Source organism: Mycobacterium sp. HUMS_12744610, assembly GCF_041206865.1.
Classification (GTDB): Bacteria; Actinomycetota; Actinomycetes; order Mycobacteriales; family Mycobacteriaceae; genus Mycobacterium; species Mycobacterium servetii.
In genome coordinates this window covers 3867842-3894645 of the sequence record NZ_JBGEDP010000001.1, presented here as the reverse complement: position 1 = coordinate 3894645, position 26804 = coordinate 3867842, and the positions used below count along the sequence as shown (strand labels likewise).

24 protein-coding genes and 1 pseudogene are annotated in these 26804 nt (G+C 70.3%); 12 read left to right on the top strand and 13 right to left on the bottom strand.

Translation table 11 applies throughout. From position 1 onward, the window contains the following. The first annotated feature begins 26 nt into the window (after positions 1 to 26). Positions 27 to 959, top strand: coding sequence for an SAM-dependent methyltransferase (locus tag AB8998_RS18635; RefSeq protein ID WP_369741649.1), 933 nt, complete (start codon positions 27 to 29; stop codon positions 957 to 959). Here AB8998_RS18635 and AB8998_RS18630 read toward each other — a convergent pair. Then, the gene (locus AB8998_RS18630; RefSeq protein WP_369739226.1) at positions 920 to 1189 is read right to left on the bottom strand and encodes a cytochrome P450; all 270 of its coding nucleotides are present in this window, start codon (positions 1187 to 1189) and stop codon (positions 920 to 922) included. The genes AB8998_RS18635 and AB8998_RS18630 overlap by 40 nt on opposite strands. Before the next feature lie 67 nt (positions 1190 to 1256). Here AB8998_RS18630 and AB8998_RS18625 point away from each other — a divergent pair, with 67 nt between their 5' ends. Together AB8998_RS18625 and AB8998_RS18620 are read left to right on the top strand one after the other, a co-directional pair. Beyond that, positions 1257 to 2090, top strand: coding sequence for an alpha/beta hydrolase (locus AB8998_RS18625; RefSeq protein WP_369739225.1), 834 nt, complete (start codon positions 1257 to 1259; stop codon positions 2088 to 2090). A gap of 10 nt (positions 2091 to 2100) precedes the next feature. Further along, positions 2101 to 2802, top strand: a complete 702-nt coding sequence (locus AB8998_RS18620; RefSeq protein WP_369741648.1) for a nitroreductase family protein — start codon at positions 2101 to 2103, stop codon at positions 2800 to 2802. A 10-nt stretch (positions 2803 to 2812) separates the two neighbouring features. Here the strand turns inward: AB8998_RS18620 and AB8998_RS18615 are convergent, their stop codons facing one another. Beyond that, complete coding sequence (locus AB8998_RS18615; protein WP_369739224.1) at positions 2813 to 3997, bottom strand: LLM class flavin-dependent oxidoreductase; 1185 nt, start codon at positions 3995 to 3997, stop codon at positions 2813 to 2815. A gap of 13 nt (positions 3998 to 4010) precedes the next feature. After that, on the bottom strand, positions 4011 to 5750 hold the full coding sequence (locus tag AB8998_RS18610; protein ID WP_369739223.1) for a PE family protein: 1740 nt from the start codon (positions 5748 to 5750) through the stop codon (positions 4011 to 4013). Between the two features lie 146 nt (positions 5751 to 5896). Here AB8998_RS18610 and AB8998_RS18605 point away from each other — a divergent pair, with 146 nt between their 5' ends. Next, a complete protein-coding gene (locus AB8998_RS18605) occupies positions 5897 to 7381 on the top strand; it encodes a flavin-containing monooxygenase (protein ID WP_369739222.1) in 1485 nt (494 codons plus the stop codon). 15 nt (positions 7382 to 7396) lie between these two features. On the opposite strand, the gene AB8998_RS18600 is transcribed toward AB8998_RS18605, so the two are convergent. The 5 genes from AB8998_RS18600 to AB8998_RS18580 all read right to left on the bottom strand — a co-directional run bounded on the left by AB8998_RS18600 (position 7397) and on the right by AB8998_RS18580 (position 11652). After that, positions 7397 to 8422, bottom strand: coding sequence for a hypothetical protein (locus AB8998_RS18600; protein ID WP_369739221.1), 1026 nt, complete (start codon positions 8420 to 8422; stop codon positions 7397 to 7399). A gap of 23 nt (positions 8423 to 8445) precedes the next feature. Beyond that, positions 8446 to 9102, bottom strand: coding sequence for a DUF5642 family protein (locus AB8998_RS18595; RefSeq protein WP_369739220.1), 657 nt, complete (start codon positions 9100 to 9102; stop codon positions 8446 to 8448). Between the two features lie 192 nt (positions 9103 to 9294). Then, positions 9295 to 10176 (bottom strand): KPN_02809 family neutral zinc metallopeptidase, encoded by an 882-nt coding sequence (gene ypfJ, locus AB8998_RS18590; RefSeq protein ID WP_369739219.1) that lies wholly within the window; start codon positions 10174 to 10176, stop codon positions 9295 to 9297. 9 nt (positions 10177 to 10185) lie between these two features. Continuing rightward, positions 10186 to 10683 carry an SRPBCC family protein gene (locus AB8998_RS18585; RefSeq protein WP_369739218.1) on the bottom strand — a complete coding sequence of 166 codons (498 nt, stop codon included), beginning with the start codon at positions 10681 to 10683 and terminating at the stop codon, positions 10186 to 10188. 81 nt (positions 10684 to 10764) lie between these two features. Further along, on the bottom strand, positions 10765 to 11652 hold the full coding sequence (locus tag AB8998_RS18580) for an oxidoreductase (RefSeq protein WP_369741647.1): 888 nt from the start codon (positions 11650 to 11652) through the stop codon (positions 10765 to 10767). A gap of 77 nt (positions 11653 to 11729) precedes the next feature. Between AB8998_RS18580 and aspS the strand changes: the two genes are divergently transcribed. The 3 genes from aspS (at position 11730) to AB8998_RS18565 (ending at position 14461) form a co-directional block, all read left to right on the top strand. Continuing rightward, a complete protein-coding gene (gene aspS / locus AB8998_RS18575) occupies positions 11730 to 13511 on the top strand; it encodes an aspartate--tRNA ligase (protein WP_369739217.1) in 1782 nt (593 codons plus the stop codon). Positions 13512 to 13562: 51 nt separating this feature from the next. After that, positions 13563 to 13994, top strand: coding sequence for a nitroreductase family deazaflavin-dependent oxidoreductase (locus AB8998_RS18570; RefSeq protein ID WP_369739216.1), 432 nt, complete (start codon positions 13563 to 13565; stop codon positions 13992 to 13994). Positions 13995 to 14095: 101 nt separating this feature from the next. After that, positions 14096 to 14461 (top strand): aromatic acid exporter family protein, encoded by a 366-nt coding sequence (locus tag AB8998_RS18565; RefSeq protein WP_369739215.1) that lies wholly within the window; start codon positions 14096 to 14098, stop codon positions 14459 to 14461. Here the strand turns inward: AB8998_RS18565 and AB8998_RS18560 are convergent. Then, entirely contained in the window at positions 14394 to 14783 is a 390-nt protein-coding gene (locus tag AB8998_RS18560; RefSeq protein ID WP_369739214.1) for an MmcQ/YjbR family DNA-binding protein, read from the bottom strand. The two genes, AB8998_RS18565 and AB8998_RS18560, sit on opposite strands and share 68 nt — an antisense overlap. 85 nt (positions 14784 to 14868) lie before the next feature. Between AB8998_RS18560 and AB8998_RS18555 the strand changes: the two genes are divergently transcribed. From AB8998_RS18555 to AB8998_RS18540, 4 genes and pseudogenes are all read left to right on the top strand, one after another. Next, entirely contained in the window at positions 14869 to 15810 is a 942-nt protein-coding gene (locus AB8998_RS18555; protein WP_369739213.1) for a transglutaminase family protein, read from the top strand. Further along, a complete protein-coding gene (locus AB8998_RS18550; protein ID WP_369739212.1) occupies positions 15803 to 16855 on the top strand; it encodes a zinc-binding metallopeptidase family protein in 1053 nt (350 codons plus the stop codon). Before AB8998_RS18555 ends, AB8998_RS18550 begins: the two co-directional genes overlap by 8 nt. 39 nt (positions 16856 to 16894) lie before the next feature. Then, positions 16895 to 16993 (top strand): annotated as a pseudogene (locus AB8998_RS18545) (DUF6629 family protein); the annotation flags it as partial. A 220-nt stretch (positions 16994 to 17213) separates the two neighbouring features. Next, on the top strand, positions 17214 to 17360 hold the full coding sequence (locus tag AB8998_RS18540) for a hypothetical protein (RefSeq protein WP_369739211.1): 147 nt from the start codon (positions 17214 to 17216) through the stop codon (positions 17358 to 17360). On the opposite strand, the gene AB8998_RS18535 is transcribed toward AB8998_RS18540, so the two are convergent. From AB8998_RS18535 to AB8998_RS18525, 3 genes are all read right to left on the bottom strand, one after another. Further along, the gene (locus tag AB8998_RS18535) at positions 17357 to 20023 is read right to left on the bottom strand and encodes a circularly permuted type 2 ATP-grasp protein (protein WP_369741646.1); all 2667 of its coding nucleotides are present in this window, start codon (positions 20021 to 20023) and stop codon (positions 17357 to 17359) included. The two genes, AB8998_RS18540 and AB8998_RS18535, sit on opposite strands and share 4 nt — an antisense overlap. 23 nt (positions 20024 to 20046) lie before the next feature. Then, positions 20047 to 23367 (bottom strand): transglutaminase family protein, encoded by a 3321-nt coding sequence (locus tag AB8998_RS18530; RefSeq protein ID WP_369739210.1) that lies wholly within the window; start codon positions 23365 to 23367, stop codon positions 20047 to 20049. 78 nt (positions 23368 to 23445) lie between these two features. Continuing rightward, a complete protein-coding gene (locus AB8998_RS18525) occupies positions 23446 to 24486 on the bottom strand; it encodes a hypothetical protein (RefSeq protein WP_369739208.1) in 1041 nt (346 codons plus the stop codon). A 137-nt stretch (positions 24487 to 24623) separates the two neighbouring features. Here AB8998_RS18525 and AB8998_RS18520 point away from each other — a divergent pair, with 137 nt between their 5' ends. Further along, on the top strand, positions 24624 to 25979 hold the full coding sequence (locus AB8998_RS18520) for a replication-associated recombination protein A (protein WP_369739207.1): 1356 nt from the start codon (positions 24624 to 24626) through the stop codon (positions 25977 to 25979). A 115-nt stretch (positions 25980 to 26094) separates the two neighbouring features. Here the strand turns inward: AB8998_RS18520 and AB8998_RS18515 are convergent, their stop codons facing one another. After that, positions 26095 to 26718 carry a hypothetical protein gene (locus AB8998_RS18515; RefSeq protein ID WP_369739206.1) on the bottom strand — a complete coding sequence of 208 codons (624 nt, stop codon included), beginning with the start codon at positions 26716 to 26718 and terminating at the stop codon, positions 26095 to 26097. Positions 26719 to 26804 lie beyond the last annotated feature (86 nt).

The window sequence follows — 26804 nt, the reverse complement described above, 5'->3', positions numbered from 1 at the left end:
GCAATCAACGAGTAGAGCAGGGGGAGATCGTGGTCACGGTTCCGCGTCGCATACAGGAGGAAACCACCGGGGTGCGGCTGCGCCGCTGGGCGGACGAGTGCCGGCGCACGGCGCGCGTCCTGCTGTCGCGGACCGACGGCTCCAAGACCGGTCAGATATACGACATCATCGGCACCCAGAACCTGTTCGGCGAGGAGTCGCTGTTCATCAACTTCGGGTACTGGGAGAACGACCCCGCGACGCTGGACGAGGCGAGCCGGGACCTGGCCCGTCTGGTCGCGCGCAGCGCCGAGTTCGCCCCGTCCGATGTGGTGGTGGACTGCGGTCCCGGCTACGGCGACCAGGACATCCTGTGGGCCAACGAGTTCGGCGTGAAACACATCACCGGCATCAACGTGGCCACCGAGCAGATCGCCATCTCGACGCGCCGCGTGCGGGAAGCGGGCCTGTCCGACCGGATCGACTACGTCCACGCGTCCGCCTGCGCGCTGCCCCAGGAAGACGAGTCGGTCGACAAGGTCGTCGCGATGGAATCGGCCTTCCACTTCCCGTCCCGCGTCGACTTCTTCTCCGAGGCGTTGCGCGTGCTCAAGCCGGGCGGCCTGCTGGTGACCGCCGACATCGTGCCCCGCAAGACGTTCCTCAATGCCCGGCACCGCCGCAAGGTCGCCCGGCTCGGGTGGCGGGGGGCCCCGCCGTTGGCGGTCCGCAAGGCGGCGAACGTCGATTCCTATCGGGACCTGTTGCTGTACACTGGTTTTGCCGAAGCCGAAACGCGCTCCATCGCCGGCGAGATCTTCCGCCCGCTGGCCAGGTTCCTGTCCAAGAGCCTGTTCGCGCCCGAACGCAGATCCGTGAATCCCGTCCTGCGGTGGACGGTGCGGCCCGACAACTTCTGGATCCACGAGTGGCATGTCGACTACATCCTGGCGGTGGCCAGAAAAGCGACGCAGGCGTAGTCACGCAACGTCAGCCGCCGGCGCTGTGTACCGCGCGCACCTGTCTGAGCATCCACCGCCCACGCCAACGGGGCGGACGTCGTCTCGTAGCCGGCGACCAACAGGGTCACCAACTCGTTGGCGACATGCCGGTCCGGGAGCGGCCGGCCGGTCTCGTCGCGGGCCCGCAACAGCAGCGCGACGACGCCGTCGCGTTCGTGCAGGGCCGGGTGGCCGCTCACCGCGCGCATCGGTGGGCACCAAGCGGAATTCGCGCAGCAATCTGCGCATCGACGAACGCCTGCCCGTCGAGACCCCATGTCGATCCGGGGGCGCTTCGAGTTGCCTAACTACACCGGCGCGGGCGCGCTCGAGGTGATCGACAAGGGAAGCGTCAGCCAATCCCATCCAGTCCCGCTGCTTTTCGTCCACGGCGCCTGGCACGCGGCCTGGTGCTGGGACGAGCACTTCCTCGAGTTCTTCGCCGGCCGGGGATATCGGGCGCTGGCGGTGAGCCTGCGCGGTCACGGAAAGAGCCCGACGGCGAAGCCGCTGCGCAGCTGTTCGATTGCCGACTACGTCGCGGATGTCGGTGCGGTTGCCGACAGTTTGGCCACCAGCCCCGTCGTGGTCGGTCACTCCCTGGGCGGCTTCGTCGTCCAGAAGTACCTGGAGCAGCGCGACGCGCCCGCGGGCGTGCTGCTGTCGTCCATGCCGCCGCGGGGAAATCTCGGTTCCGGCCTGCGCTGGCTGCGCCGCCATCCGTGGCACTTCGCGAAGATGGCCGTCACCGGTAGATCGTTGGCGTACGTCAACACCCTCGAGCTCGCGCGCGAGCGGTTCTTCGCCGGCGGGCTGACCGACGCCGAGGTCCGCGGCTACGCGGCGCGCCTGCAGGAGGAGAGCACCCGCATTGGGGTGGACTGCCTGGTGCTCAACCTGGTCCGGCCGAAACGGGTGAGCGCTCCGCTGCTCGTCCTGGGCGCTCGGGAGGACGGTGCCCATACCCGCAGCGAAGTGCACGCCACCGCGCGCGCCTACGGCACCGAGGCGGAGTTCTTCCCCGGCATGGGCCATAACATGATGCTGGAGCCCGGATGGGCCGCGGTGGCTGAAAGGATCGACGAATGGCTTGGTGGACAAGGCCTTTGAGGTGCACGACATGACGGAGCAGGTGCCCGGCGCCGCCGAGGCGCTGGGCCGCCTCGACATGCCGCTCGCCGAGGCGATGATGACCCAGCGGGCGGTGCGCCGCGTCCTGCCCGACCCGGTCGACGACGCAGTGGTGCTCAAGTGCATCGAGCTGGCGCTGCGCGCCCCGACCGGCGCCAACGGGCAGAACTGGGAATTCGTCGTCGTCAAGGACCAGCGCGTCAAGGACAAACTGGCCCGGCGCTACCGGCAGGCGTGGTGGATCTACCACAACGCGATGATCCGGCGGGTGGCCGCCCGCGACGAGTCGATGGCGAAGATCACCCGCGCGGTGCAGTGGCAGGTCGACCACTTCACCGAGATCCCGGTGCTGGTGGTGGCGTGCCTGCGGCTGGGGGTGCGGGACGGCAAGCTGCCCTTGGTGCCGCTGCCGCACGCCGCCGAGTCGGGGTACTACGGCTCGATCTACCCGAGCGTGCAGAACCTGTTGCTGGCCGCGCGCGCAATGGGGTTGGGGGCCTCGCTGATCACCCTGCCGTTGTGGAGCGTGGCATCGGCGCGCCGGACGCTGGGGTTGCCGCACGCGGTGACGCCGTGCTGCGTCGTCCCGCTGGGGTGGCCGCGCGGGCGCTACGGACCCACGACGCGGCGGCCGGTCGGCGAGGTGACCCACCTCGACACCTACGGCAACCGGGCGTGGCAGGACCGCTGAGGCCCGCGGGTCACAACTTCTTCAGCCGGCGAAGAAGCTTGAGGTACGGGGTGTTAGCCGCGAGGCTCTTGCGGAAGCTGGGGTTCAGTGGTCCGGCGTTGATGATCAGCGCGTAGCGCAGCCCGTGGTCGCGCCATTGTGCCAGCTGGTCGACCACTTCGTCGGGCGTACCGTTGAAGGTCAGCTCTTTCATCAGGGACAGCGGGACTTTCGCGGTGTAGGACAACGCCGTCCGCGCGTCGATGGTCTGGGGCACCAGGTCCTGCACACCGGAGAACTCCGCGCCCAGCGGGTGTTGGGCGCCGTGCCGCGCCCAGGCCTCCGCGGGGGCAGCCAGCGCGGAGGCTTTCATGATCACCGAGTCCAGCGCCTCGTCCACGTCGTCGCGACTGCGACCGGTGACCAGGGCGCGGTTCACCGCGGGCACGATCGACATCGGGTCACGGCCGGCGTCGGAGGCCGACGCGCGCACGGCCTCCAGCGCGCGGGAGTAGTCGGCGGGACGGGAGATGACAAAGGGCACCCAGGCGTCGGCGTAGCGCCCGGTGACGCGGAGCATCCGCGGCCCGTGGGCCGCCACCCAGATCTCCGGCCACTTCCCGCGATAGGGCGGCAGCGCGAAGATGGCGTTGTGCAAAGGGAAATAGGGCGAGTCGCGGGTGACCAGCTCGCCGCCCGAATCCCACAACGCGCGGATCGTGGCCAGGGCCTCCTCGAGTTCGGCCACGGGTTTGCTCCGCCGCACACCGTAGGGTTCGTTGCCCTCGCGTTCCCCGACACCGATGCCCAGCATGGCGCGGCCCCGGGTGAGCAGATGCAGGCTCGCCGCGGCCTGCGCCGTCACCGCCGGGTTGCGGCGGCTGGCGTCGGTCACGCAGATCCCGAGCCGGAGCCGGCGAATACGGTTGCGGGCGGCCAGGTTTCCCAGCACGGTCCACGGTTCGAGGACCGCGTCGACGTCGGGCACGACTGTGGCTGCCACGCCCAGATGTTCGCGCGTGGCCAGCGAGCGCGGGATGAACGCGTTCAGATGATCGCCGACCCAGAACGAGTCGGCCCCCGTCGCCGCGGCGGTCACGTAACTCGCCTGCGTCAGCGCGGTCGGCGACAGGCGCGAGTTCACGATCCCATCGAGGATTCCGAACCGGAACCCGTGCTTGTCGACCGACCGGTTTCCGTTCAGCAGCAGCGCCATATCCGCGCGCCGACTAATCGATTCCCAGATATCCGACCAGCGGCGCGCTGGCCAGCAGCGAGCTGGGGTTGGTCAGAACGTTGATGTCGTTGCCGAGCGCCTGAGCATAGATGCCGGGGTTGGTGTATCCAAGCAGTCCTTGCGCGAAGTAGGATCCGCCCTCCTGTAGACCCGTCGGCAGGAACGACGGGCCGGTGCCATATCCCCAAACTGGCTCGGCGCCAAGGTTAGCCAGCGGGAATTGGTTGGGTATACCGGTGAAGTCCTGAATCGTACCGCCAAGCCCGGCCGGGACGCTGTAGAGGGTTGGTGAGCCCCAATACAGAAAGCTGCCAGTTTCGAACGGGTCGAAGTCGTAGATTTCGTCGGACTCCAGTTTGATCGCGCTCGACACGACATTGCCGACGTTCGGGAGCTGGATCGGATTCGCCGCCGGAGGGCCTGTCAGGTTTGCGCCAATGGCGTTAAGCGGCGCCAGCGGCTGCAGCTGCGCATACTGGCCGGACCAGGCGACGTTCTGTGCGAGTTGGCCGTTGGCCAACGTGACGACTCCTGATCCACTTGAGGCGAGGTTGGGTTCGCCCGGTAGGACATTCGCACCGACAGTGTCTTCGATGATGTTGGGGTAGTGGGTGCCCGCGAGCAACGACTGCAGCGACGTGTCGCCATGGACCCATTGACCAAGGTAGGCCAAGGGGTTGGCGGCCTGGAACTCGGTGCCGACCGTAGAACCGTCGATGAATTCGGCCTGCGCCAGTGTCTGGACCTGGTTGGCGAGGGATTCGGTGAACGGGAAAGGCAACAGGAAGTGCAAGATCGCGTCCACCTGCGGCCAGTTGCCATCGTCCCAGCCCCAGGTGTTACCGAGTGATTGCATCTCCCAGCTGCCGGTTCCACCCAAGGCGTAGTACTTGAGCCCGTCGATTGTCGCGATCGCGCTGGGTGCGGTACCCGAGGGGATCCAGCCCGGAACCCCGCCGACCGAACCGGCCGGACCCAGGGCGTACGCGTACTCCTGCAGCGCCAGCGACTCGTAATAGGGGATGTTCGCGACGTCGGCGAACAGGTTGTACGGAACGTTGGCCAGGCGGCTGAGGTCGCCGCCGACGTTGAGATTGGCGAGGCCCCCGGTCAGGCCGCCGAGGTTGGTGAGGCCACCGAGGTTGGCGAGACCGCCGGGATTGGTCAGGCCGCCCAGATTGGTGACGCCGCCGAGATTCCCCAGCCCCCCGAGATTGGTGAGATTTCCGACATTCGCGAGCCCGCCGAGATTGGTCAGGCCACCCAGGCCGGTGAGTCCGACCAGATTTCCGAGGCTCGCCGCGCCGCCCAGGCCGGCGAGGTTTCCCAACCCACTCGTGAGCCCCCGCGTGAGACCGCCCAAGTTTGCTCCGGCCAGCGCGCTCCCGAGCTGCGCGGGCGCGTTGACCGCCGCAGAAAGCTCCTCCTGCACTGTCTGCAGCGGGGAGATGTTGGCCGCCTCGGCGGCGGCGTAGGTGCCACCCGCGGCGGTCATCAGCTGCACGAACTGCTGGTGAAACGCCTCGACCTGCGCGCTGAGCGCCTGGTAGGCCCGGCCGTATTCGGAGAAGACGGCCGACACCGCGGCCGACACCTCGTCGGCGCCGGCGGCCACCATCGCCGTCGTCGGGCCCGACGCCGACGCGTTGGCGGCGCTGATCGTCGAGCCGATGTTCGCCAGATCCGTTGCCGCTGCCGACACATACTCCGGCGTCGTCACCAAATACGACATGAAACCCCCCAAAATTCGGCTTTTTCCGACCCCCCGGAACCGACTGAAAATCGACTTTACCGCAAACCGGTGCGTCCACGAGCAGGAGTCCTGGCGGCAATCGCCGACGGCCGTGCGGCGGCGCTGTCGGGTACGGTTTGGAAAGTATGGGCGTGCAGCAATTCGACGCCGTCATCGTGGGGGCGGGTTTCGGGGGCATCGGTGCGGCGATTCAGCTCAACCGGCTGGGCTACGACAACATCCTGATCGTCGACCGCGAAAGCGACCTGGGCGGAACGTGGCATGTCAACCATTACCCGGGCCTCACCGTCGACGTCCCGTCGACCACCTATTCCTACTGGTTCGAACCCAACCCGTACTGGTCGCGGCTGTTCGCGCCGGGCGCGGAGGTCAAACGGTATGCCGAGCATGTCGCCGACAAGTACGACGTGCGCCGCCACATGCGGTTCAACAGCACCGTCGAGGGCGCGCGCTGGGACGACGAGGCCCGGCGCTGGGAGGTTTCGCTCGCCGGCGGCGACACGCTCGGTGCGCAGTTCCTGATCGCGGCGACCGGCTTCCTGTGCCAGCCGCGCACCCCGGACATCCCGGGCATCGAGACGTTCGGCGGGCGCGTCGTGCACACCGCCGACTGGGACGACGCCTACTCCTTCGCCGGGCGCCGCGCCGCGGTCATCGGCACGGGTTCCACCGGGGTGCAGGTGATCCCGGAGCTGGCCAAGGAGGCCGCCGAGCTGACCGTCTACCAGCGCACCCCCATCTGGGTCATGCCCAAGCTCGACGTCGGGTTCCCGCCCCCGGTGCAGCGGCTGTTCGCCCGGGTGCCGGCCGCGCAGCGCGTCGTGCGGTGGTTCACCGACATGGCCATGGACCTGATGATGGTTATCGCGATGTGGCGGTTCCGCAGGTTCCGGTGGGTCAACAAGGCCGCGTCGGATCTCTCGAAGCTGCACCGGCTGCTGGCGGTGCGCGACAAGGATGTGTGGCGGAAGCTGAACCCCGAGTACGACTTCGGCTGCAAGCGGCCCACGATCTCCAACTCCTATTACCGGGCCTTCACCAAGCCGCACGTGCACCTGGAGACCGGCGGCATCGAACGCATCGAACCCGACGGCATCGTGGGCCGCGACGGCACCAAACGCACCATCGACACGCTGGTCCTGGCCACCGGGTACGACGTCTGGGAAGCCAACCTACCCGCGATCGAGGTGATCGGCCGGGACGGCCGCAACCTCGGAAAATGGTGGCGGGAGAACAGGTTTCAGGCCTACGAAGGCATCTCGGTGCCCAACTTCCCGAACTTTCTGACCATGGCCAGCCCGTACGCGTGGGTGGGCCTGTCGTGGTTCAACACCGTCGAATACCAGATGCGGCACATGAATCGGTTGTTCGGGGAACTGCAGCGGCGGGGTGCGGGCACCTTCGAGGTCACCGAGCAGGCCAACGCCCGCTTCCTGGACCGGATGACCGAGTTGCTCGACGACTCGGTCTTCTACGCCGGCAACTGCGCGAACTCGCGGTCGTACTGGTTCTGCCCCAGCGGGGAGGCGCCGCTGTTCCGGCCGACGTCGGTGTACGAGGCCGTCGCCGAGCAGGACCGGTTCCCGTTGAGCGACTACCTGATCGCCTGACGGGCGGGCGCCGGGCTATCCGGTCGTGGCCGCGCAGGCTCCCAGAACGGTGGTGGAGGCGTAGTTCGCGGCGTTGGCCAGATGGTTGTCCGCCGGACTGTAGGTCGGTATCGCCGCGACGAACGCGCGCCGGTACTGCGCCGAGAGCACCGCGAAGTCCTGCAGCGTCGGGTTCCCGGCGCGCCGGCCGAGCAGTTCCAGCTTGCCGGCAAAGGCGTTCATCACCGGAGCGACGGCGAAATTGGTCGCCTTCTGCTCCTTGTTCCACCACAAGGCGGGGAGGTTGGGGTTGATCTTCTGCCAGTCGGCGGTTTGTCGGCCGAATTCGTCCAGCGCGGATTTCCAATCGGCGCATATGGGATTGGGTTTGGTGAGGAAGCGCTGCGGCTTGGCGATGTTGCCCACCGGTGCGACCTGTGACGGCGGGGCCGGCGGCGGTACGACCGGCCCGCGCTCCGCTGCCGAGCCGTCGGCAACCGCCGCGCAGATCGCCCCCAGCGCCGAGGAGGCGCTGTTCGCGGTGCCCGCCAGGGTGTCGTCGGCCGGGGTGTAGTGCGGGATGTGCTCGGCGTAGGCGCGCGCATAGGCGATGAACTGCTCGTAGAGTTCCCGCACCACCCGATGCGGCGTCAGCTTGACCAGTCCGACGGTTTGCGCGGCGGCGTTGCCCATGGCTTGACCCGCGGCGAGGAACTGGATGCGTTGCTTGTCGTTCCATGCCGAAGCCGGAACGGACCGGTCCCGGTCGTTCCACAGGCCCTGCCCGCCGGTCGCGAGGCTGTTGTTGATGGCTGTCCACGCCGGACATGTGGGATCGTCGACGACCACGGTGACCGGGCCGACGTCCCGTGCGCTGGCGACCTCCGACGTTTCGGCGGGCGCCGATGCCGACGGGGGAGCCGACGACGAATCGTTGGCCCCGTTGCGGCCGAGCAGCGTCGATGTGGCCAACGCGGCGGCCAGCACCGCGACCGCCGTCAGCGCTATCAAGGCCCACTTCGGGCGGTTGCTGCGCCTCGACGCACCGTCATCCGAAGTCATGGGCGCCAAGCTTAGCCAGCGCCTCAGCCGCGGATGGCCGAAACGGCGTCGGTCAGCAGGCGGCGTGCGCGGTCGACGTCGATCGACGACGGCGGCTGGTTCGGCGCCGTCAGCGGGGTCGCGGTGACCACCACCAACGACCGCCCGAGGTAGGCGGCGAAGCGGTAGACCTCCTGGGACTGGGCCTTCTCGCCGACTTTGGCCTCGATCTGGCGGTATGTGCCCAGCGTGTGGGCGCCCTCGATGTGTGGTGCATCCACCGCGTCGACGACACCGTTGAGGTTGGGGCCGCTGAACGTCACGTGCTTGCACTGGTCGGGGATGGCTTCGAAGGGCAACTCGTCGGCGGTCTGGAAGGCGACCGTGACGAACCGGTTGCCCTTGCCGTCGGCGAACACCGCGGCCATCTTGCCCTGCGTGCCCAGCGGCAGCCGCTGTCCGGTGGTGTACTTGCCGCAGTCCGCCGGCTCGAACGTCACGTTGGGCGGCAGGCCCTGCGATCCCTCCAGCTGCGGGTCGATCCCCGTGGGTCCCTTGCCCTTGACGCGGAATTCCGGACCGAACGTCGACTCGACGGTGAACACCTTCTTGATGTCCGCCGGGTGGGCTGACTCGCCCGACGAGCAGGCCGCGACCAGACCGGCGCAGGACAGGCCGAGCAATGCCTTGAGAACGGACACCCAGGCAATGTATCGAAGTGCAGCCTTCGTGCCCAGCCCACCCGCCGAAGAGCCGCGCAATATGGCCGATAGCCGTGGCCTCCCGCCCCACCTCGCCACCATCGTCGGTCGTATTTCGCAGTGAGTGAACGCTATTCGGGCACAGACTCTGGCGTCAGCCGAGGCGCCGGGATCGGGGGCGAGCGCGGCCCGTCAGCCGAGATTGGCGGCGGAGAAGGTGTTGCACTTGTTGGGGTTGCCGGTTTGGTAGCCGGTGGTGAACCACTTCTGGCGCTGGGCCGAGGATCCGTGCGTCCACGACTCGGGGTTGATGTGCCCGGTCGCGGCCTTCTGGATGCGGTCGTCGCCGACCGACGCCGCCGCCGAGAGGGCGTCGCGGATGTCTTTGTCGCTCAACGGCTCCAGGTAGGGGACGCCGGTGCTCTCCTGTTTGACGGTGGACGCGTAGTGGGCCCACACGCCGGCGTAGCAGTCCGCCTGCAACTCGGTGCGCACGCCGTTGCCGAGGGCGCCCTGGGCGCCCTGCTGGGCGCGGCCGATGATGCCCTGCAGTTGCTGCACGTGATGGCCGTACTCGTGGGCAACCACGTATTCCTGCGCGAACGGCCCTCCGCTGGAACCGAACTGGTTGACGAGGACCTGGAAGAAGTCGGTGTCGAAGTAGGCCGTCTGGTCCACCGGGCAGTAGAACGGGCCGACCGCGCTGGTGGCCGGACCGCAGCCGGTGTTGACGCTGCCGGTGAACAGGCGCATTCGCGGGCGGGTGTAGTCGCGCATCAGCTGATGCCAGACCGCGTCCACGGAATTGCCGGTCGCCACCACGCGACACTGCACGTACTTGTTGGCGTCGGCCCCGGTCCGGCACCGGCTCAAGTCGAAGCCGCTGGCCACGTCGTCGCGGGTGTCCATCGGCTGCTGGCTGGTGATGCCGCCGGGATCGACGCCGAAGAACAACGCCGCGAACAGGATCAGCAACCCGCCGATGCCCCCGCCCAGGGCGATCCGCATCCCGCCGACGCCCCCGGACGTGGACGCGGCGCTGGTGTCGATCTGCATCCCCTCGTTGAAGGTCATCGCGCGCTCCTAACTCGGCCGGGCCGCGTGGGCGTCGGTGTAGCGGCGCAGGTTGCTCAGGAACCGGCGCAGGCCCAGGTTCAGCAGCGGGGCGACCACGACCATCGCCAGCCGCGCCGGACCGGCGGGTTTCTGCGCCATCGTCCACGTCAGCCGGCAGCCGCCGGGGATGGCCTCGGCGCGGTAGTCTTCGGCGAACGCCGCTACCGCCTTTGTCGAGCATTCGTTGAACCGGAATGCCATGCGAGTGAACGGTTCCCACGCGAGGAACTCCTCGTCGCCCACGATGCCGCCGCGCATCTGCACGGTGCGGGTGGTGCCGACACCGCGCGGCTCGGGGCTGGTCCAGGTCACCTTGGTGATCACCGGCGCCCAGCGCGGCCAGGCCTCGGCGTTGCCGAGCACGTCGAACAGTTGCTCGGGCGTGATGGCCAGGTCGACGCTGTTGCGGAAACGGAACGGTGCGGTGTCGATGAAGGTCAGGTCGACACGCTCGCAGCGGAACATGGCCACCAACCTAGCGCGAGCGCTCGCAGAAGCCCCCATTTCGTGGCGAAATGAGGGGCTTTTGCGATTGCTTGCGCGGCATCAGCCGGGGCCGTCGCTCGCCGCCGCCAGCAGCGGCACCAGCACGTCGCTGATCGGTGTGGCCAGGCCGTTCGCACGCGCCCTGCGCACGACCACGCCGTTGCGGATGTCCCATTCCAAACGCCGGCGGTGCTCCCGGTCGGCCAGCATCGAGGTGCCCATGTCCTCGGGGCCGCGACGGAACAGGTCCACCAGCTCCTCGACCACGTCGTCGGCGAGGCGGGCCCCCTCGGCCCGGGCCACGGCGAGGCACTCGGTGACGTAGCGGCGCGACAGCGCGGCGACGTCGTCGCGGCGGAACATGCCCGATCGGCGCCCGGACAGCACCATGAAACCCGCCAGCGCGTTGACGAGCAGCTTGCGCCACGCCGCGGTGATGAAGTCGGGGTCGCAGTCCACCCGGCAGCCGGCGCCGCGCAACAGCCCGGCGACCGTCTCCGCCGCGGGCCCGCTGGGCAGCACCAGCGCGGGCTCGCCGCGCAGCCGCACCCACCCGTCGGGCTGGGTCTCGGAGCCGAACCACACGATTCCCGGCACCACCGGCGAGGCCGGGCGGTGCGGCTGCACCTGCTCGACCTGTTCGACCCCGTTCTGCAGCACCGCGACGATGGTGTGTTCGGCGCACAGCCGGGCCAGCCAGCCCGCGGCCGCGTCGTTCTGGGTGGCCTTGACCGCCAGGACCAGCACGTCGACCGGGCCGTCGACCTCGGACGGGTCGGTGTGCACCGGCCCGGGAACCACGATCGGTTCCGCGCCGTCGGGCCGCAGCTCGATGTGGTCCCGGGGCGTGTGACCGCACAACAGGACCCGGTGCCCGGCCGCATGGAGCAGCGCGGCGATCGTCGTGCCGACGGCGCCGGGACCGACGAGTGCGATGTTGGTGGCGATGGGACAGAAATTACCTCCTCTAGACTGGGCATTCGTTCCAGCCCTTCAAAAGCCCTTGAAAGCCCATTACAAGAGGAGTGTTTGTGCTGCGCAGCCACGCCGCCGGTTCGCTGCGGAAGACCGACGCCGGCCAGCAGGTGACGCTGGCGGGCTGGGTGGCCCGCCGCCGCGACCACGGCGGCGTTATCTTCATCGACCTGCGCGATGCGTCGGGTGTCGCCCAGGTGGTGTTTCGCGACCCGGCCGTCCTGGAGCAGGCGCACCGCTTGCGCGCCGAGTTCTGCGTCGCGGTCTCCGGGGTCGTCGAGGTCCGCCCGGAGGGCAACGCCAACCCGGAGATCGCCACCGGCGACATCGAGGTCAACGCCGCGTCGCTGACCGTGCTGGGTGAGAGCGCGCCGCTGCCCTTCCAGCTCGACGAGCCCGCCGGCGAGGAGCTGCGGCTGAAGTACCGCTACCTCGACCTGCGCCGCGACGGCCCGGCCGCCGCGATGCGGTTGCGCTCCAAGGTGAATGCTGCCGCCCGCGCGGTGCTGGCGGGTCACGACTTCGTCGAGGTCGAGACGCCGACCATCACCCGCTCGACGCCGGAGGGTGCCCGCGACTTCCTGGTTCCGGCCCGCCTGCACCCCGGTTCGTTCTACGCCCTGCCGCAGAGCCCGCAGCTGTTCAAGCAGCTGCTGATGGTGGCCGGGATGGAGCGCTACTACCAGATCGCCCGCTGCTACCGGGACGAGGACTTCCGCGCCGATCGCCAGCCCGAGTTCACCCAGCTCGACATAGAGATGAGCTTCGTCGACGCCGAGGACATCATCGCGGTCTCCGAGGAGATCCTGTCCGCGCTGTGGGCGCTGATCGGCTACGACATTCCGCGGCCCATCCCGCGGATCAGCTACGCCGACGCGATGCGGCGCTTCGGCTCTGACAAGCCCGACATGCGGTTCGGGCTGGAGCTCGTCGAGTGCACGAAGTTCTTCTCCGACACCACCTTTCGGGTGTTCCAGGCGCCCTATGTCGGCGCCGTGGTGATGCCCGGCGGGGCGTCGCAGCCGCGACGCACCCTGGACGGCTGGCAGGAGTGGGCCAAGCAGCGCGGGCACAAGGGGCTGGCCTATGTGCTGGTCGGCGACGACGGCGCCCTGGGCGGCCCGGTGGCCAAGAACCTGAGCGACGCCGAACGCGACGGCCTGCCCGCGCACGTCGGGGCGAAGCCGGGGGACTGCGTCTTCTTCTCGGCCGGCCCGGCCAAGCCCTCGCGGGCCCTGCTGGGCGCGGCCCGCGGCGAGATCGCCCACCGGCTGGGCCTGATCGACCCCGACGCCTGGGCGTTCGTCTGGGTGGTCGACCCGCCGCTGTTCGAGCCCGCCGCAGACGCGACCGCCGCCGGGGACGTGGCCGTCGGCGCGGGGGCGTGGACCGCGGTGCACCACGCGTTCACCTCGCCCAAGCCCGAGCACGCCGACGCGATCGACAGCGATCCCGGCAGCGTGCTCGCCGACGCCTACGACATCGTCTGCAACGGCAACGAGATCGGCGGCGGCTCGATCCGTATCCACCGCCGCGACATCCAGGAGAAGGTGTTCGCGGTGATGGGCCTGGACCGGGCCGAGGCCGAAGAGAAGTTCGGATTCCTGTTGGAGGCGTTCACCTTCGGCGCGCCGCCCCACGGCGGGATCGCGTTCGGCTGGGACCGGATCAACGCGCTGCTGTCCGGGGTGGACTCCATCCGCGAGGTGATCGCCTTCCCCAAGACCGGCGGCGGGGTGGACCCGCTCACCGACGCGCCGGCGCCGATCACCGCCCAGCAGCGCAAGGAGTCCGGAATAGACGTCCGGCCCGAGCACGTTGACCGGGCATGAGCAGCCGCGCCGGCGACGATGCAGCGCGAAGCGATGAGGAGGAGCGGCGCCATGACTGAAATGCCGGACACCGAGACGATCAACGCGTTCAACACGGGCATCATCGACGAGTTCCGCGCCAACGGCGGCAAGGTCGGCGGTCAGTTCGCTGACACCGACCTGCTGCTGCTCACCACCACCGGCGCCAAGTCCGGCCGGCCGCGGCTCTCGCCGCTGGCCTACTTCCGCATCGACGGCAGGCTGATCATCGTCGGCTCCTTCGCCGGCGCCCCAGTCAGCCCGGCGTGGGTGCACAACCTGCGGACCAACCCCGGCGCACGCGTCGAGATCGGCACCGAGGCGTTCGACGTCACCGCGCGCGAACTACCGGCCGCCGAACGCGACGCGCTCTTCCCGGAAATCACCGCCGCGGCGCCGGGCTTCGCCGACTACCAGTCCAAGACCAGCCGGGTGATTCCGCTGTTCGAGCTGCACCGCACCTGACCTTCGGCCGTGGGCGCAGGCATCGATCGGCTCCGCACGGTTGGTTCACGTTGGTGCAGACGCCAGTCGCCGCGGGCGTGTCCTGGTGACTCGCCCGCGACGTGGCCAGCGCGGTCGCCGCGCTGACCGCGCCGTGCGTGGCGGTACTCATCGGGCACGGCCTGATCGGGCAGGGCATGATGTTCGCCAACCAGACCGCGATCTCGGCGATCCTGGTGCTGGCGCTCTACCGCAGCGGCACCGGCTTCGAGCGGATCTTCGACGCCCTGATCGGCGGGGCCGTGGCCCTCGTCTTCGCCATCGTCCTGTGCCCCGCCGACCGGCTGGCCGTGCCGCGCACCGCGCGCCGGCGTGCTGGGCAACCTGCAGACGGTGCTCGACCTGCCGGCGTGACGGCCGTCAGGACGAATCGGCCAGGAACTCCTGGACCAGCTTGCGGGGCGCCTGCGTCAGCCAGGCCTCGGTGATCACTTCCTCGAGGACGCCGACGTCGATCTCGGCCAGCCTGACCAGCACCGCCGGGTATCCGTCGAAATGCGGGGTGGAGAAATACACCCCCGGCTCGTCGGCGATCAGCGCGAACTTGACCCCCTCGTCGCAGACCCGCACGCCCAGGACGTCGCCCTCCGGGGGGTCGATCCCGGCGCGGGTCAGCGCCTCGCGGTCGGACTGGCGCAGGGGACGTTCCCACGCCAGCAGTTTCTTGCCGACGCGCCAGTCGTGCGGCGCCGGCTCGGAGGTCAGCGCCAGCCGTCCGACGATGCGGGCGACGTCGTCCCACGTGGCCACGCCTCCGATTGTGCTCCCGGCGCGGCACGCTTGGCCGCCGAAATCGTGCGGCATGTGATGTGATCAGCCGTGAGGAGGAGGGGTCTTGCCAGCAGCCGAGGACGGGGTCGCCCGCCGCCATCGCGTCACGCACCGCACCGAGTATCGCTACTCCGACGTGGTGACGAGCTCCTACGGCCGCGGCTTCCTCACGCCGCGGGACTCGCCGCGGCAGCGCTGCGTGGCGCACCGGCTGCTCATCGATCCGCCGCCCGCCGACGTCTCCACCAGCCAGGACGGCTACGGCAACACCAGCTCCTACTTCCACGTCACCGAGCCGCACCGCACCCTGACGATCACCGGCGACTCCATCGTCGACGTGTACCCGCCGGCGCCGGCGCTCTACAGCAGCGGTCCGGCGCTGCGACCGTGGGAGGCCGCGCGGCCGGCGGGGCCCGCGGGAGCGCTCGCGGCCGAGTTCACCCTCGACCTGGATCCGCCGGAGATCACCGACGAGGTGCGCCGGTACGCCGCACCCAGCTTCGCGCCCGGGCGTCCGCTGGTGGAGGTGCTGCGCGACCTGGCGTCGCGGATCTTCTCCGACTTCACCTACCGCTCGGGCTCGACGACGATATCCACCGGGGTGAATGAGGTTCTGGCCGCCCGGGAAGGGGTATGCCAGGACTTTGCCAGGCTGGCGATCGCCTGCCTGCGAGCCAACGGTTTGGCGGCCTGCTATGTCTCCGGATACCTGGCCACCGACCCGCCGCCGGGGAAGGATCGGATGATCGGAATCGACGCCACACACGCCTGGGCGGCGGTGTGGACTCCGCAGAAGCCCGGCCACCACGAGTGGCTGGGCCTGGATCCCACCAACGACCAGATGGTCGACGAGCGCTACATCGTCGTCGGCCGCGGCCGCGACTACGCGGACGTGCCGCCGCTGCGCGGCATCATCTACACCAACTCCGAGCACAGCGTCATCGACGTCGCGGTTGACGTGGTGCCCTACTCCGGCCCCGTCGAAGGCGACTTCTCGCATGCGTGACTTCCATTGCCCCAACTGCGGTCAGCGTCTGACGTTCGAGAACTCCGCGTGCCTGTCGTGCGGCAGCGCGCTGGGGTTCTCCCTGGATCAGATGGCGCTGCTGGTGATCGCCACGGGCGAGCAGGGCGAGCACGCCGGCGCCGTAGACGCCGAGGAGTATCAGCTGTGCGCCAATCTGTATCTGGCCGAATGCAATTGGCTGGTGTCCAAGAGTTCCGGCGGGCTGTGCGAGTCGTGCGCGCTGACCATCGAGCGGCCCAACGACGCCGACGCCGACGGCCTGGCCGCGTTCGCCCGGGCCGAGGCGGCCAAGCGGCGGCTCATCGCCGAGCTGCACGAGCTCGAGCTGCCGATCATCGGGCGTGACCGCGACCCCGACTACGGGCTGGCTTTCCGGCTGCTGTCCAGCGCGCACGAGAAGGTGTTCACCGGGCACGAGAACGGGGTCATCACGCTGGATCTGGCCGAGGGCGACGACGTGCACCGCGAGCAGCTGCGCGTCGAGATGGAGGAGCCGTACCGCACCCTGCTCGGGCATTTCCGCCACGAGGTCGGGCACTACTACTTCTACCGGCTGATCTCCCCGTCCGGCGACTACGTGGCGCGGTTCAACGAGCTGTTCGGCGATCCCGACGCCGACTACTCCGAGGCGCTGGACCGCCACTACAGCGAGGGCGCGCCCGACGGCTGGCAGGAGCGGTTCGTGTCGTCGTATGCGACGATGCATCCCGCCGAGGACTGGGCCGAGACCTTCGCCCACTATCTGCACATCCGCGACACCCTGGACACCTCGGCATGGTGCGGCTTCGCACCGGCGACGGCGACTTTCGACCGGACCATGTTGGGCCCCAGCGCCTTTGCGACGATCATCGACCTGTGGCTGCCGCTGTCGTGGTCGCTGAACATGGTGAACCGGTCGATGGGCCACGACGACCTCTATCCGTTCGTGCTGCCCGCGGCGGTGCTGGAGAAGATGCGGTTCATCCACACCGTGATCGACGAGGTGACGTCGGCGTCGGGGGGAGCCGCCGCGATCGCGGGCTAGCCCGGTTGGCGGCGCCGGAAAGTGGGCACACACCCGGCGATGTGCTTCTCGATGACGGCCTACCTGGTGGTGGGTACCGCCCTCGTGCCGGTCGCGGTGTTGACCCTGCGCGCGGTCAAGCACTGTCGCGAAGTGCCGTTTGCGTTGCTGCCCAGGGTGTTCGCGGTCCACCAGTTCATCGAGGCGGCGGTGTGGCCCCACGCGCTGCGCTACCAGACCGGCGTTCACGACGGCTACTTCTGGGCGGTGCTCTACGTGATCGCCGTCATCGGTCCGGCGGTGCTGTCGGGCTATCGCTCCATCGTGGTGTTCGGATGGGCGAACCTGGCGGGCCTGATCGTGGTCGGCCGTCCTCTACGTGCAGGCGTTCGCGTCGCTGTGGTGTGTCTACGCCGCGGTGCTGTCGGTCCTGGTACTGGTGCACATGGCGCGACGCCGGCGACTGCCCGATCCGCACCGCTACCACGGTGTCGCCGGGGAACGGTCGGAGTCCAACGCCGTCTAAGCCGGCAACACCCGGCGCTCGTCGGGACCCCACAACGGCTGCATGTGGCCGGGCAGCGCCAGCTGCGTGGCGGTGATCGCCTCGGCCAGGTCGCGCAGCCCGGCGTGTATCCCGGCCAGCAGGCCGGCCAGCTCCGCGCGGCGCCCGTCGTCGCTGACCTGCTCGAGCTCGGCGGGATGGGACCGGCGCAGCAGGGTGCTGATCTCGTCGACCAGGCGCTCCGGGCGCGACGAACCCGACGACCCGGGCAGGTCGCGCAGGTTGGCCCGCAGCCGCTCCACCTGGTGCAGCAACGACCGCGGGTTCGTGGCGTCGAACAGCATCAGCTCGGCCATCGCGGCCACGCTGACCGAGCCGGCTGTCCGGCGCCGGTAGATCACCGCCGACTCGCAGGCCACCAGCGCCGCCTCGATGATGATCTGTTCGGCCGCCGCGGGCCGCACCACGGTCAGCGTGGCCTGCAGCAAAGCGGTGAGCCACAGGCCCCGTTCGATGCGCTTGCCGATGTCCATGATCGTCCAGCCCGCGTCGCGCACCATGGACTCGGCGGCCACCCCCGACAGCGTCAGCATCCCGGCCAGTGTCTGCGACTGCGCCGAGGCCAGCAGCGCGTCGGCCTCGGTCAGCGAGTCCGGCGGCTCGGCGGGGTGGGCGAGCGCGCGCTCCACCCCGGCCAGCACCATCCACGTGTCGTTGGACAGCTGGTCGCGGACCGCCCGGGCGGCCAGCGCCAGGCCCTCCACCGACTGCACCAGCGACCCGGACAGGTCCGGATCCACGGTCAGCGACCACAGCGTCGAGGGCGCGACGGCGATCATCTCGGCCTGGTCGCCGTCGGTTGCGGTGTCCGCCCCGGTGATCGCGCCCAGCGCGGCCATCAGCACCGGCACGCACGCGCTTTCCTCGCTGTCCTGGTGATGGCGGTAGACGTGGAAGCGGTCGCGGGTCACGATCAGCAGCCTGGCCATGCTCTCGGCGCGCTCGCCGTAGCGCCCGATCCAGAACAGGTCGGACAACACCCGCGGCGAGCTGATCGCCCAGGTGCCCGCGCCGGTCTTCGCCGGCTGTGCCGCCGGGGCTGCCGGCAACGTCACCGCCTCGGCCCGCGCGCGTTCGGTGGGCCGCACCCAGACATCTTTGGCCGCGACGGTGTTCAGCGTGTACGCCGCGGGCCCGGAAGCCAGCACGTAACCCACGCCGCCGATCATCGGCGCGTAGCCGCTGCGCTGGGCCACCGTGAACAGGCGCATCCCGACACCGGCCGAGGCCAGCACACCGGCATGGTCGGTGGGCGCCGACGAGAACTGCGGCAGCTCCTGGCCCACCCACTGCCAGGGCATGCTCTCGATGCGCGCGGCCAGCTCGGTCAGTTGATGCGACGAAAGCGTCGGTCCGACAAGGGTTTTCCCGCCGACCGTCGACTTCACCAGCAGCGCCGACAGGTTGGCCAGCAGGTGCGAGCGTTCGGCGGCGATGCCGCCCCAGTACACCGGCGCGGTGTCCAGCAACGGGTCCTCGGCGAGCAGCCGCCCGGCGAGCCCGGGCAGAAAGCGCAGCAGCCCGGGGTTTTCCAGGATGCCGCTGCCCAGCGTGTTGACCACGGTCACCGCCCCGCGGTGCTGCGCCTCGACCAGGCCCACCACCCCCAGGCGGGAGTCGGCGCGCAGGTCCAGCGGGTCGCTGTACAACGCGTCGACCCGGCGGAGCACCACGTCGACGCGTTTCAGGGTCCCCAGCGAACGCATCCACAGCTTGCCGTCGCGCACCACCAGGTCCGCGCTCTCCACCAGCGGAAAGCCCAGCAGTGTCGCCAGGTACGCCTGGTCGAACGCGGTCTCGGAGTAGATGCCCGGGCTGAGAACCACCACCACGGGATCCTGCGCGACGTCGGGTGCCGCGTCGATCAGCGCCAGCCGCAGCGCCTGGGCGAACGGGGTCGTCGGCCGCGGCGCGATCCGCTCGTAGAGGTCCGGCAGCGCGTGCGCGACCACGCGCCGGTCGGCCAGCGCGTAGCCGGCGCCCGACGGCGCCTGCGTCCAGTCGGCGTTGACCCGGAAGCTGCCGTCGGGCAGCCGGCTGAGGTCGCACGCGTGCATGAACAGCTGATGGTGCCCGGGGATCTCGATCCCGTTGGCGGCGCGCACGTAACCGGGATGGGCGAACAGCAACTCCGGGGGCAGCAGGCCCTCGGTGAGCAGACGACGCGGTCCGTACAGGTCCGCGAGCACCGCGTCGAGCAGGCGCGAGCGCTGCACCAGCCCGGCCTCCAGCGTTTCCCAGTCCGCCGCGGACAGCACGATCGGCAGCGTGTCCAGACGCCAGGGCCGCGGCTCCAGTCCGTGACCGCCCGGGCCCACCTCGGTGTAGGTGATGCCGTCGTTGTCGATCAGGGTGCGCACCACCGAGCGCAGCCGGTCCAGCCCGGCGCGGCCGCGCTCGGCGACGGCGTCGGCCAGCTCGTGCCACGCCGGGCGCACGGTCCCGTCGGGTTCGACGAATTCGTCGAAACCGATCGCCGGGCCCGTCCCGGGGCCCTCCCGCAGGTCGAACAGCGCCTCCTGGGCGCGCGCGGTGCGGTACCCGTCCAGCAGCCGGTCGGCGTCGTGGCGGCCGCCCGGTACGGCGGCAGCCGTCTCCGGCCAGCCGTTCCTGCCGAGTGCCATCGCCGTGTCGTCCGCAGCTGCCATTACAGCTGAACGGTACGCACGCGGCGCAGGTCGAGGATGCCGGGCGCGCCGACGTCGGTGAATATGCGGGCCTGCTTCTCCCGGAGGCCGGACAGGTCCAGCTTGCCGGGGGTGAAGCCGGTCGCCTCGAAGCGGCGGGCCCGGCGGGCCTCGGCCTCGACGGCGTTGACGGGCGGCTCGTCGTAGGCGCGCCCGCCCGGGTGCGTGACGTGGTAGGTGCAGCCCCCGCGCGACGTCTGAGTGGTCAGGTCGACCAGCTCGAACCGCAGGGGGCCGTCGGCCGAGATGGTCGGGTGCAGCGCGCTGGGCGGCTGCCAGGCCTTGAACCGCACGCCGCCGACGTGCACGTCCGGGTTGTCGGTCGCCAGCAGCGGCACCGGGTAGCCGTTGCAGGTCACCATGTAGCGGTGCCGGTCGGCGCCGATGACGCGGACCTGCAGGCGCTCGACCGAGGAGTCGACGTAGCGGGCGGTGCCCGTCGCGGTGGATTCCTCACCCAGGGTGGTCCACGGCTCGATCGCGCCGCGCAGCTCGATCTCCACACCGTCGAACACGGTGGTACCGATGCGCGGGAAGCGGAACTCGGTGAACGGGTCCAGCCAGCTGGTCTCGAAGGCGACGCCGTGCGCGCGCAGATCCGCTGCGACGTCGGCGATATCGTGAATGATGAAGTGCGGCAACAGATATCGACCGTGCAGGTTGGCGCCGTGGCGGATCAGGGGGGCGCGCAGCGGCTGCTCCCAGAACCACGCCACCAGCGAGCGCACCAGCAGCGACTGGACCATCGCCATGCGCAGGTGCGGCGGCATCTCGAACCCGCGCAGCTCCAGCAGCCCGAGCCGGCCGCGGGGGCTGTCGGGGTTGTAGAGCTTGTCGATGCAGAACTCGGCGCGGTGGGTGTTGCCGGTGATGTCGGTCAGCAGGTGGCGCAGCGCGCGGTCGGCCAGCCACGGTTTGGCGCCGCCGCCGCTCACCCGCGCGATCTCGGCGAACGCGATCTCGAGTTCGTACAGCGCCTCGGCGCGGCCCTCGTCGACGCGCGGGGCCTGCGACGTGGTCCCGACGAAGCGCCCGGCGAACAGGTAGGACAGCGCCGGGTGGCGCTGCCAGTAGGTCAGCAGCGAGACCAGCAGATCCGGGCGGCGCAGCAGCGGCGAGTCCGCCGGCGTGACCCCGCCCAGCGTGATGTGGTTGCCTCCGCCGGTGCCGCCGTGGGTGCCGTCGACGTCGAACGACTCCGTTGACAATCGAGCAAGGCGAGCGTTCTCGTACAGCGATTCCAGCAGCCGGCATTGTTCGGCGAAGCCGGCGGTCGGTGTGACGTTGACCTCGATCACGCCCGGGTCGGGGGTGATCGTGGTCGAGCGCAGGCGAGGATCCGGCGGCGGGCCGTAGCCCTCGATCACCACGGCGCGGCCGGCGTCCGCCGCCGCGGCCTCGACGCGCGCGACGAGATCGGTGAAGTGTTCCAGCGCCTCGGTGGGCGGCAGGAAGATGTGCACCAGCCCGTCGCGGACCTCGGCGACCATCGCGGTCGGCGGCGCCCCGTCGGGCTCGGTGACGACTGCGCGGGCCGAGTCGGTGGCCGGCGCGTCGGCCACGGTCAGGGGGTCGGCGTCGAAGGTGGGGCGCGGCGGTTGCCAGCTGATCGAGTCCAGCGGCAGCCGCAGGCCCGCCGGCGAGTCGCCGTCGACCAGCACGATGCGCCCGCGGCGCAACCGCCAGTCCGCGCTGGCCCACCCGAGGTCGTCGTCGCGCCGGTGCAGCGGCAGCACGAAAGCCGCAGGCGCGGTGAGGGTTTCGTCGAGTCGGGCCAGCAGCGCGGCACGCCCGGCGGGGGAGTCGTCGGCGAGGTCGTCGGCCGGTTCCACCGGATCCCCTTCCGGCAGGCACACTTTGGCCGCCAGTCGGTGCAGCGGGTCCTCGTAGGCGGGTCGCACCTGGGTGGCCGGAAGCCCCAGGCCGTCGGCGACCGCGGCGAGCACCGCGCGGGCCGCGTCGGTGTCGGCGGGTCGGGCGGGCTGGTCTCCCCAGGGGTCGGCCAGCAGCGCCGCGTCGGCCCACAGCGGCCGTCCGTCGGTGCGCCAGTAGAGCGCGATCTCCCAGCGCGGCAACGGCTCTCCGGGATACCACCGGCCCTGTTTGTGCTGGATCAGCCCTCTTGGGGCCCACGCCGCCTTCAGCCGGGCGGCCAAATCGGATGCCCGCTGCCGCTTGTGCGGGCCGTCGGCGGCCGTCGTCCATTCCTCGCTGACCTGGTCGTCGATCGAGACGAACGTCGGTTCGCCGCCCACGGTGAGCCGCACATCGGCGGCTGCCAGCCGGGCGTCGACCCGGCGGCCGACCTCGCAGATCGACCGCCACGCCGTGTCGGTGTAGGGCAGCGTGACGCGCGGGTCCTCGTGCACGCGGGTGACGGTGTTGGAGAACTCCAGCACCGATTCGCACGGTTCGGTGCCGCCGCTGATCGGTGCCGCGCTCGCCGGATGCGGCGTGGCGGCCAGCGGGATGTGCCCCTCGCCGGCGAACAGTCCCGACGTCGGGTCCAGGCCGATCCAGCCCGCACCGGGGATGTACACCTCGGTCCAGGCGTGCAGGTCGGTGAAGTCGGCGGCGGGTCCCGACGGCCCGTCCAGCGCCTCCACGTCGGACGTCAGCTGCACCAGGTAGCCCGACACGAACCGGGCGGCCAGCCCGAACCGGCGCAGGATCGACACCAGCAGCCACGCCGAGTCCCGGCACGAGCCGACACCGCTGCGCAGCGTGAAATCCGGTGTCTGGACGCCGGGTTCCATGCGCACGTTGTGGGCGACGCCGGCGTTGACCGCGCGGTTGAGGGCGACCAGGAAGTCGATGGTGCGGGTGCCGTCCGGCACCGAGAAGTCGCGCACCCAGGCGCGGACGAGGTCGCCCGGCCCCGACCCCTCGCCGTCCTCGTCGACCGGCCGCAGATAGGGCTCGAGGTCGTCGGCCAGCGCCTTGGGGTAGGCCGGCCCGGCCCCGTGATTCAAGGGCCATATCTCGGCCCAGTCCTCGATGAAGAAGTCGAACGGGTTGATCACCTTCAGGTCCGCGATCAGCCCGACGGTGATGGTCAGCCGGGTCATGGGGTTCGGGAACACCAGCCGGGCAAGGAAGTTGCCCACGGCATCCTGCTGCCAGTTGATGAAGTGGTCGTCGGGTTCGACGCGCAGCGAGTAAGCCTCGATCGGTGTTCGGGAGTGGGGCGCCGGGCGCAGCCGCACCACGTGCGGATACACCCGGACCAGCCGGTCAAAGGTGTAGCTGGTGCGGTGCTCCAGCGCAACTTTGATGCTCATAACCGCTGATTGCATCACAGGCGCCACAACGCCGCAGCGCGCCGCGGGGGCGCCCCGCGCGCGGTTAGCTGTCCGGCGTCAGGACGGCTGGTATCCCGGTGGCGGTCCCTGCTGGTAGCCCTGCTCGGGCGGCACGACCCGCGCACCGGACAGGGTGCGGTAGGCGTAGATCAGGATCAGCGCGGCGACGGGGACCGCCACCAGCATGCCGATGCCGCACAGCAGCGCGCCGACGACAACCACCGCCACCTGCACCAGCCACGCCAGCAGGGCGTTGCCGAAGTTCGACCAGACCGTCGACATGCTCGACGTCAGCGCGGCGACGGGCGGTAGCGCGTGGTCGATGGCGAACGGGACCGTGAACATCGCGAAGATGCCGAAGATCAGGCCGGGCAGGAAGCACAGGGCCGAGGCGAGCGTGCTGAGGACGCCGACGAGCAGCGCCGCAAGGATCACCGTGCCGAAGTTGCGCGGCTTGAAGAACGAGCCGATGGTCACCGGCCGCCCGTCGGCGATGTCGAGGCATCCGGTCAGGAACGCCGCATGCGCGAACACCCCCACCGCGAAGACCAGCAGATAGCCGACGGCCATGATGACCCACTCACCCGGGCCGAGATTGGGGCTGGCGCTGGTGTAGTCGTCGGAGGTGGTGATCGTGGTGCCCATGCCGCCGCTCACGGCGATCAGAGCATAGGCGGCGCCCAGCAGCAGCGCGTAGACCAAGGCGGCGACGATCAGCGCCACGGCGTTCTGCGTGAACTTCTTCCACGCCCAGCCGAACGCCTCGCCGATGCCGAACGCGGGCTTGGGCGGGCCCCCGAAACCGGGTCCACCGCCATAGCCGGGCGGCGGGCCGCCGTAACCCGGTGGCGGGCCGTATCCGGGTGGGGGGCCGTATCCGGGTGGGGGGCCGTATCCGGGCGGCGGGGGCGGCGGTCCGCCGTAGCCGGGTGGGGGGCCGTACCCGGGCGGTGGTCCGCCGTAGCCGGGGGGCGGGCCGTATCCGGGTGGCGGTCCCGGCGGGGCGCCGTAGCCGGGCGGGGGACCGGCCGGGCCGCCCGTCTGCTCCGGATTGCCTCGATACTCCGGATTGCCTGGATGCTCTGGGGGCTGGCTCATTTCCGTCCTAGCTCTAGGGGCTTTACGGGCACGCCACACGGACCTTGGCAAACGGCAACTTAGCAAAAATGTGGGCAGGCCGCGCGCATTGGCGGGGCACCGGGTCGGGCCCGGCGCACCCGGCCCCCGGGCGTGGTATGCCTGAAGCCGTGTCCGACGGTCTGTTCGACCTTCCCGGCGACCGCCCGACGACCACCCATGACCCGGGCGTGTCGGCCGGCGCGCCGCTGGCGGTGCGGATGCGCCCGGCCACGCTGGACGAGGTGGTGGGGCAGGACCACCTGCTGGCGCCGGGATCGCCGCTGCGCCGCCTCGTCGAGGGCTCGGGTGTGGCCTCGGCGATCCTCTACGGTCCGCCCGGCAGCGGCAAGACCACGCTGGCGGCGCTGATCTCGCACGCGACCGGACGCCGGTTCGAGGCGCTGTCGGCGCTATCGGCCGGTGTCAAGGACGTCCGGGCCGTCATCGACCAGGCGCGCCGAGCGCTCCTGCACGGCGAGCAGACCGTGCTGTTCATCGACGAGGTGCACCGGTTCTCCAAGACCCAGCAAGACGCACTGCTTTCCGCCGTGGAGAACCGGGTGGTGCTGCTCGTGGCGGCGACCACCGAGAACCCGTCCTTCTCCGTGGTGGCGCCGTTGCTGTCGCGGTCGCTGATCCTGCAGTTGCGGCCGCTGAGCCCCGACGACATCCGCGCGGTGGTGCGGCGCGCCATCGACGACCCCCGCGGCCTGGGCGGGCGGGTCCGAGTGCACCCCGACGCCGTCGACCTGCTGGTGCAACTGGCGGCCGGCGACGCCCGCCGCGCCCTGACCGCGCTCGAGGTGGCCGCCGAAGGGGCCGCGGCGGCCGGCGACGAGGTCACCGTCGAGACCATCGAGCAGTCGCTGGACAAGGCCGCGGTGCGCTACGACCGCGACGGCGATCAGCACTACGACGTCGTCAGCGCCTTCATCAAGTCGGTGCGCGGCTCCGACGTCGACGCCGCGCTGCACTACCTGGCCCGCATGCTCGTCGCCGGGGAGGACCCGCGCTTCATCGCGCGCCGGCTGATGATCCTGGCCAGCGAGGACGTCGGCATGGCCGACCCGACCGCGCTGCAGACCGCGGTGGCCGCCGGGCAGACCGTCGCGCTGATCGGAATGCCCGAGGCCCAGCTGACGCTGGCGCACGCCACCGTCCACCTGGCCACCGCGCCCAAGTCGAACGCGGTGACCACCGCGCTGGGCGCGGCGATGGCCGACGTCAAGGCCGGCAAGGCGGGTCTGGTCCCGCCGCACCTGCGTGACGGGCACTACTCGGGCGCGGCGGCCCTGGGCAACGCCCAGGGCTACAAGTACTCGCACGACGCCCCGGACGGTGTTGTGGCCCAGCAATATCCGCCCGACGAGCTGGTGGGGGTGGACTACTACCGGCCCACCGGTCGCGGCGGCGAGCGCGAGATGGCGGGCCGCCTGGAGCGGCTGCGCGCGATCATCCGCCGGAGGGGCTGACGGATCCCCGAGCGGCGTCCCTCGGCTTCGACGCCGAGATCGACGTTTGGCAGAGAAAGCGCGAGTAGGCGCCGGCAAAACGTCTCTCGGCGAACGGCGGACGGAGGGCCGCGCCTCAGACCAGCTCGGGCACCCTCAGGTGGGCGAGCGCCAGCTCGAACTCGGCCACGTCGACGACCTCGGCCCCCAGGTCGCGCACCCGACTGCTGCGCAGCTCGGTGGCGCGGTCGCGGTTGCGGGCCATCGCCTCCATGCTGTCGAACGTCGAGCTCGACACGGCCCGCCGGCATGCGGGGTGATCGACCAGCAGGCTGGCGCTGCAGAAACCGTCGAGGGCCTCCATCTCCGGGAGCAGCGACGCGCGGTAGAAGTCCAGGGACCGGCCGAGTTGGTCGGGCACCACCTTGAGCCAGGTCGCCCGCACGCAGGCCCCTTCGCCGGACCGGTGGTGGCGGTGCAGGGAGGCGATCTCCCACTCCTCGACACGGGCGCTGCCGTCGAACATCAGCGCCGCCCGGTCCCGGATGGGGGCCACCCGCTCGGCCGCGGCGCGCATGGCCTGCACGCTCTCCCAGGAGCTGGTGGCGATGCACCTGCCGGACTGCCGGTCGACCAGCAGCGACAGGCCGACGAACCCGCCGATCTCCGCCAGCGCGGGCATGACGACATCGCGGACGTGCGCGATCCCGATGTCGATGGACAGGGGTTGCGCCTGAATGGTGGTTGAGCGTGCGTACATGACGGACCTCCCATGCCGGGGCTTGCCTTCAAACCGGGCCCCGGTGGCGCCACCGGGGCATACCAGCCACCTTCCTCCTGCATGCG

Coding starts and splice junctions, on each gene's coding strand:
- AB8998_RS18570 (WP_369739216.1), top strand. CDS start 13,563: ATGACTGAAATGCCGGACACCGAGACGATCAACGCGTTCAACACGGGC.
- AB8998_RS18600 (WP_369739221.1), bottom strand. CDS start 8,422: ATGACTTCGGATGACGGTGCGTCGAGGCGCAGCAACCGCCCGAAGTGG.
- AB8998_RS18585 (WP_369739218.1), bottom strand. CDS start 10,683: ATGTTCCGCTGCGAGCGTGTCGACCTGACCTTCATCGACACCGCACCG.
- AB8998_RS18525 (WP_369739208.1), bottom strand. CDS start 24,486: ATGAGCCAGCCCCCAGAGCATCCAGGCAATCCGGAGTATCGAGGCAAT.
- AB8998_RS18620 (WP_369741648.1), top strand. CDS start 2,101: ATGACGGAGCAGGTGCCCGGCGCCGCCGAGGCGCTGGGCCGCCTCGAC.
- AB8998_RS18625 (WP_369739225.1), top strand. CDS start 1,257: ATGTCGATCCGGGGGCGCTTCGAGTTGCCTAACTACACCGGCGCGGGC.
- AB8998_RS18520 (WP_369739207.1), top strand. CDS start 24,624: ATGCCTGAAGCCGTGTCCGACGGTCTGTTCGACCTTCCCGGCGACCGC.
- AB8998_RS18610 (WP_369739223.1), bottom strand. CDS start 5,750: ATGTCGTATTTGGTGACGACGCCGGAGTATGTGTCGGCAGCGGCAACG.
- AB8998_RS18615 (WP_369739224.1), bottom strand. CDS start 3,997: ATGGCGCTGCTGCTGAACGGAAACCGGTCGGTCGACAAGCACGGGTTC.
- AB8998_RS18515 (WP_369739206.1), bottom strand. CDS start 26,718: ATGTACGCACGCTCAACCACCATTCAGGCGCAACCCCTGTCCATCGAC.
- AB8998_RS18605 (WP_369739222.1), top strand. CDS start 5,897: ATGGGCGTGCAGCAATTCGACGCCGTCATCGTGGGGGCGGGTTTCGGG.
- AB8998_RS18550 (WP_369739212.1), top strand. CDS start 15,803: ATGCGTGACTTCCATTGCCCCAACTGCGGTCAGCGTCTGACGTTCGAG.
- AB8998_RS18530 (WP_369739210.1), bottom strand. CDS start 23,367: ATGAGCATCAAAGTTGCGCTGGAGCACCGCACCAGCTACACCTTTGAC.
- AB8998_RS18630 (WP_369739226.1), bottom strand. CDS start 1,189: ATGCGCGCGGTGAGCGGCCACCCGGCCCTGCACGAACGCGACGGCGTC.
- AB8998_RS18535 (WP_369741646.1), bottom strand. CDS start 20,023: ATGGCACTCGGCAGGAACGGCTGGCCGGAGACGGCTGCCGCCGTACCG.
- ypfJ (WP_369739219.1), bottom strand. CDS start 10,176: ATGACCTTCAACGAGGGGATGCAGATCGACACCAGCGCCGCGTCCACG.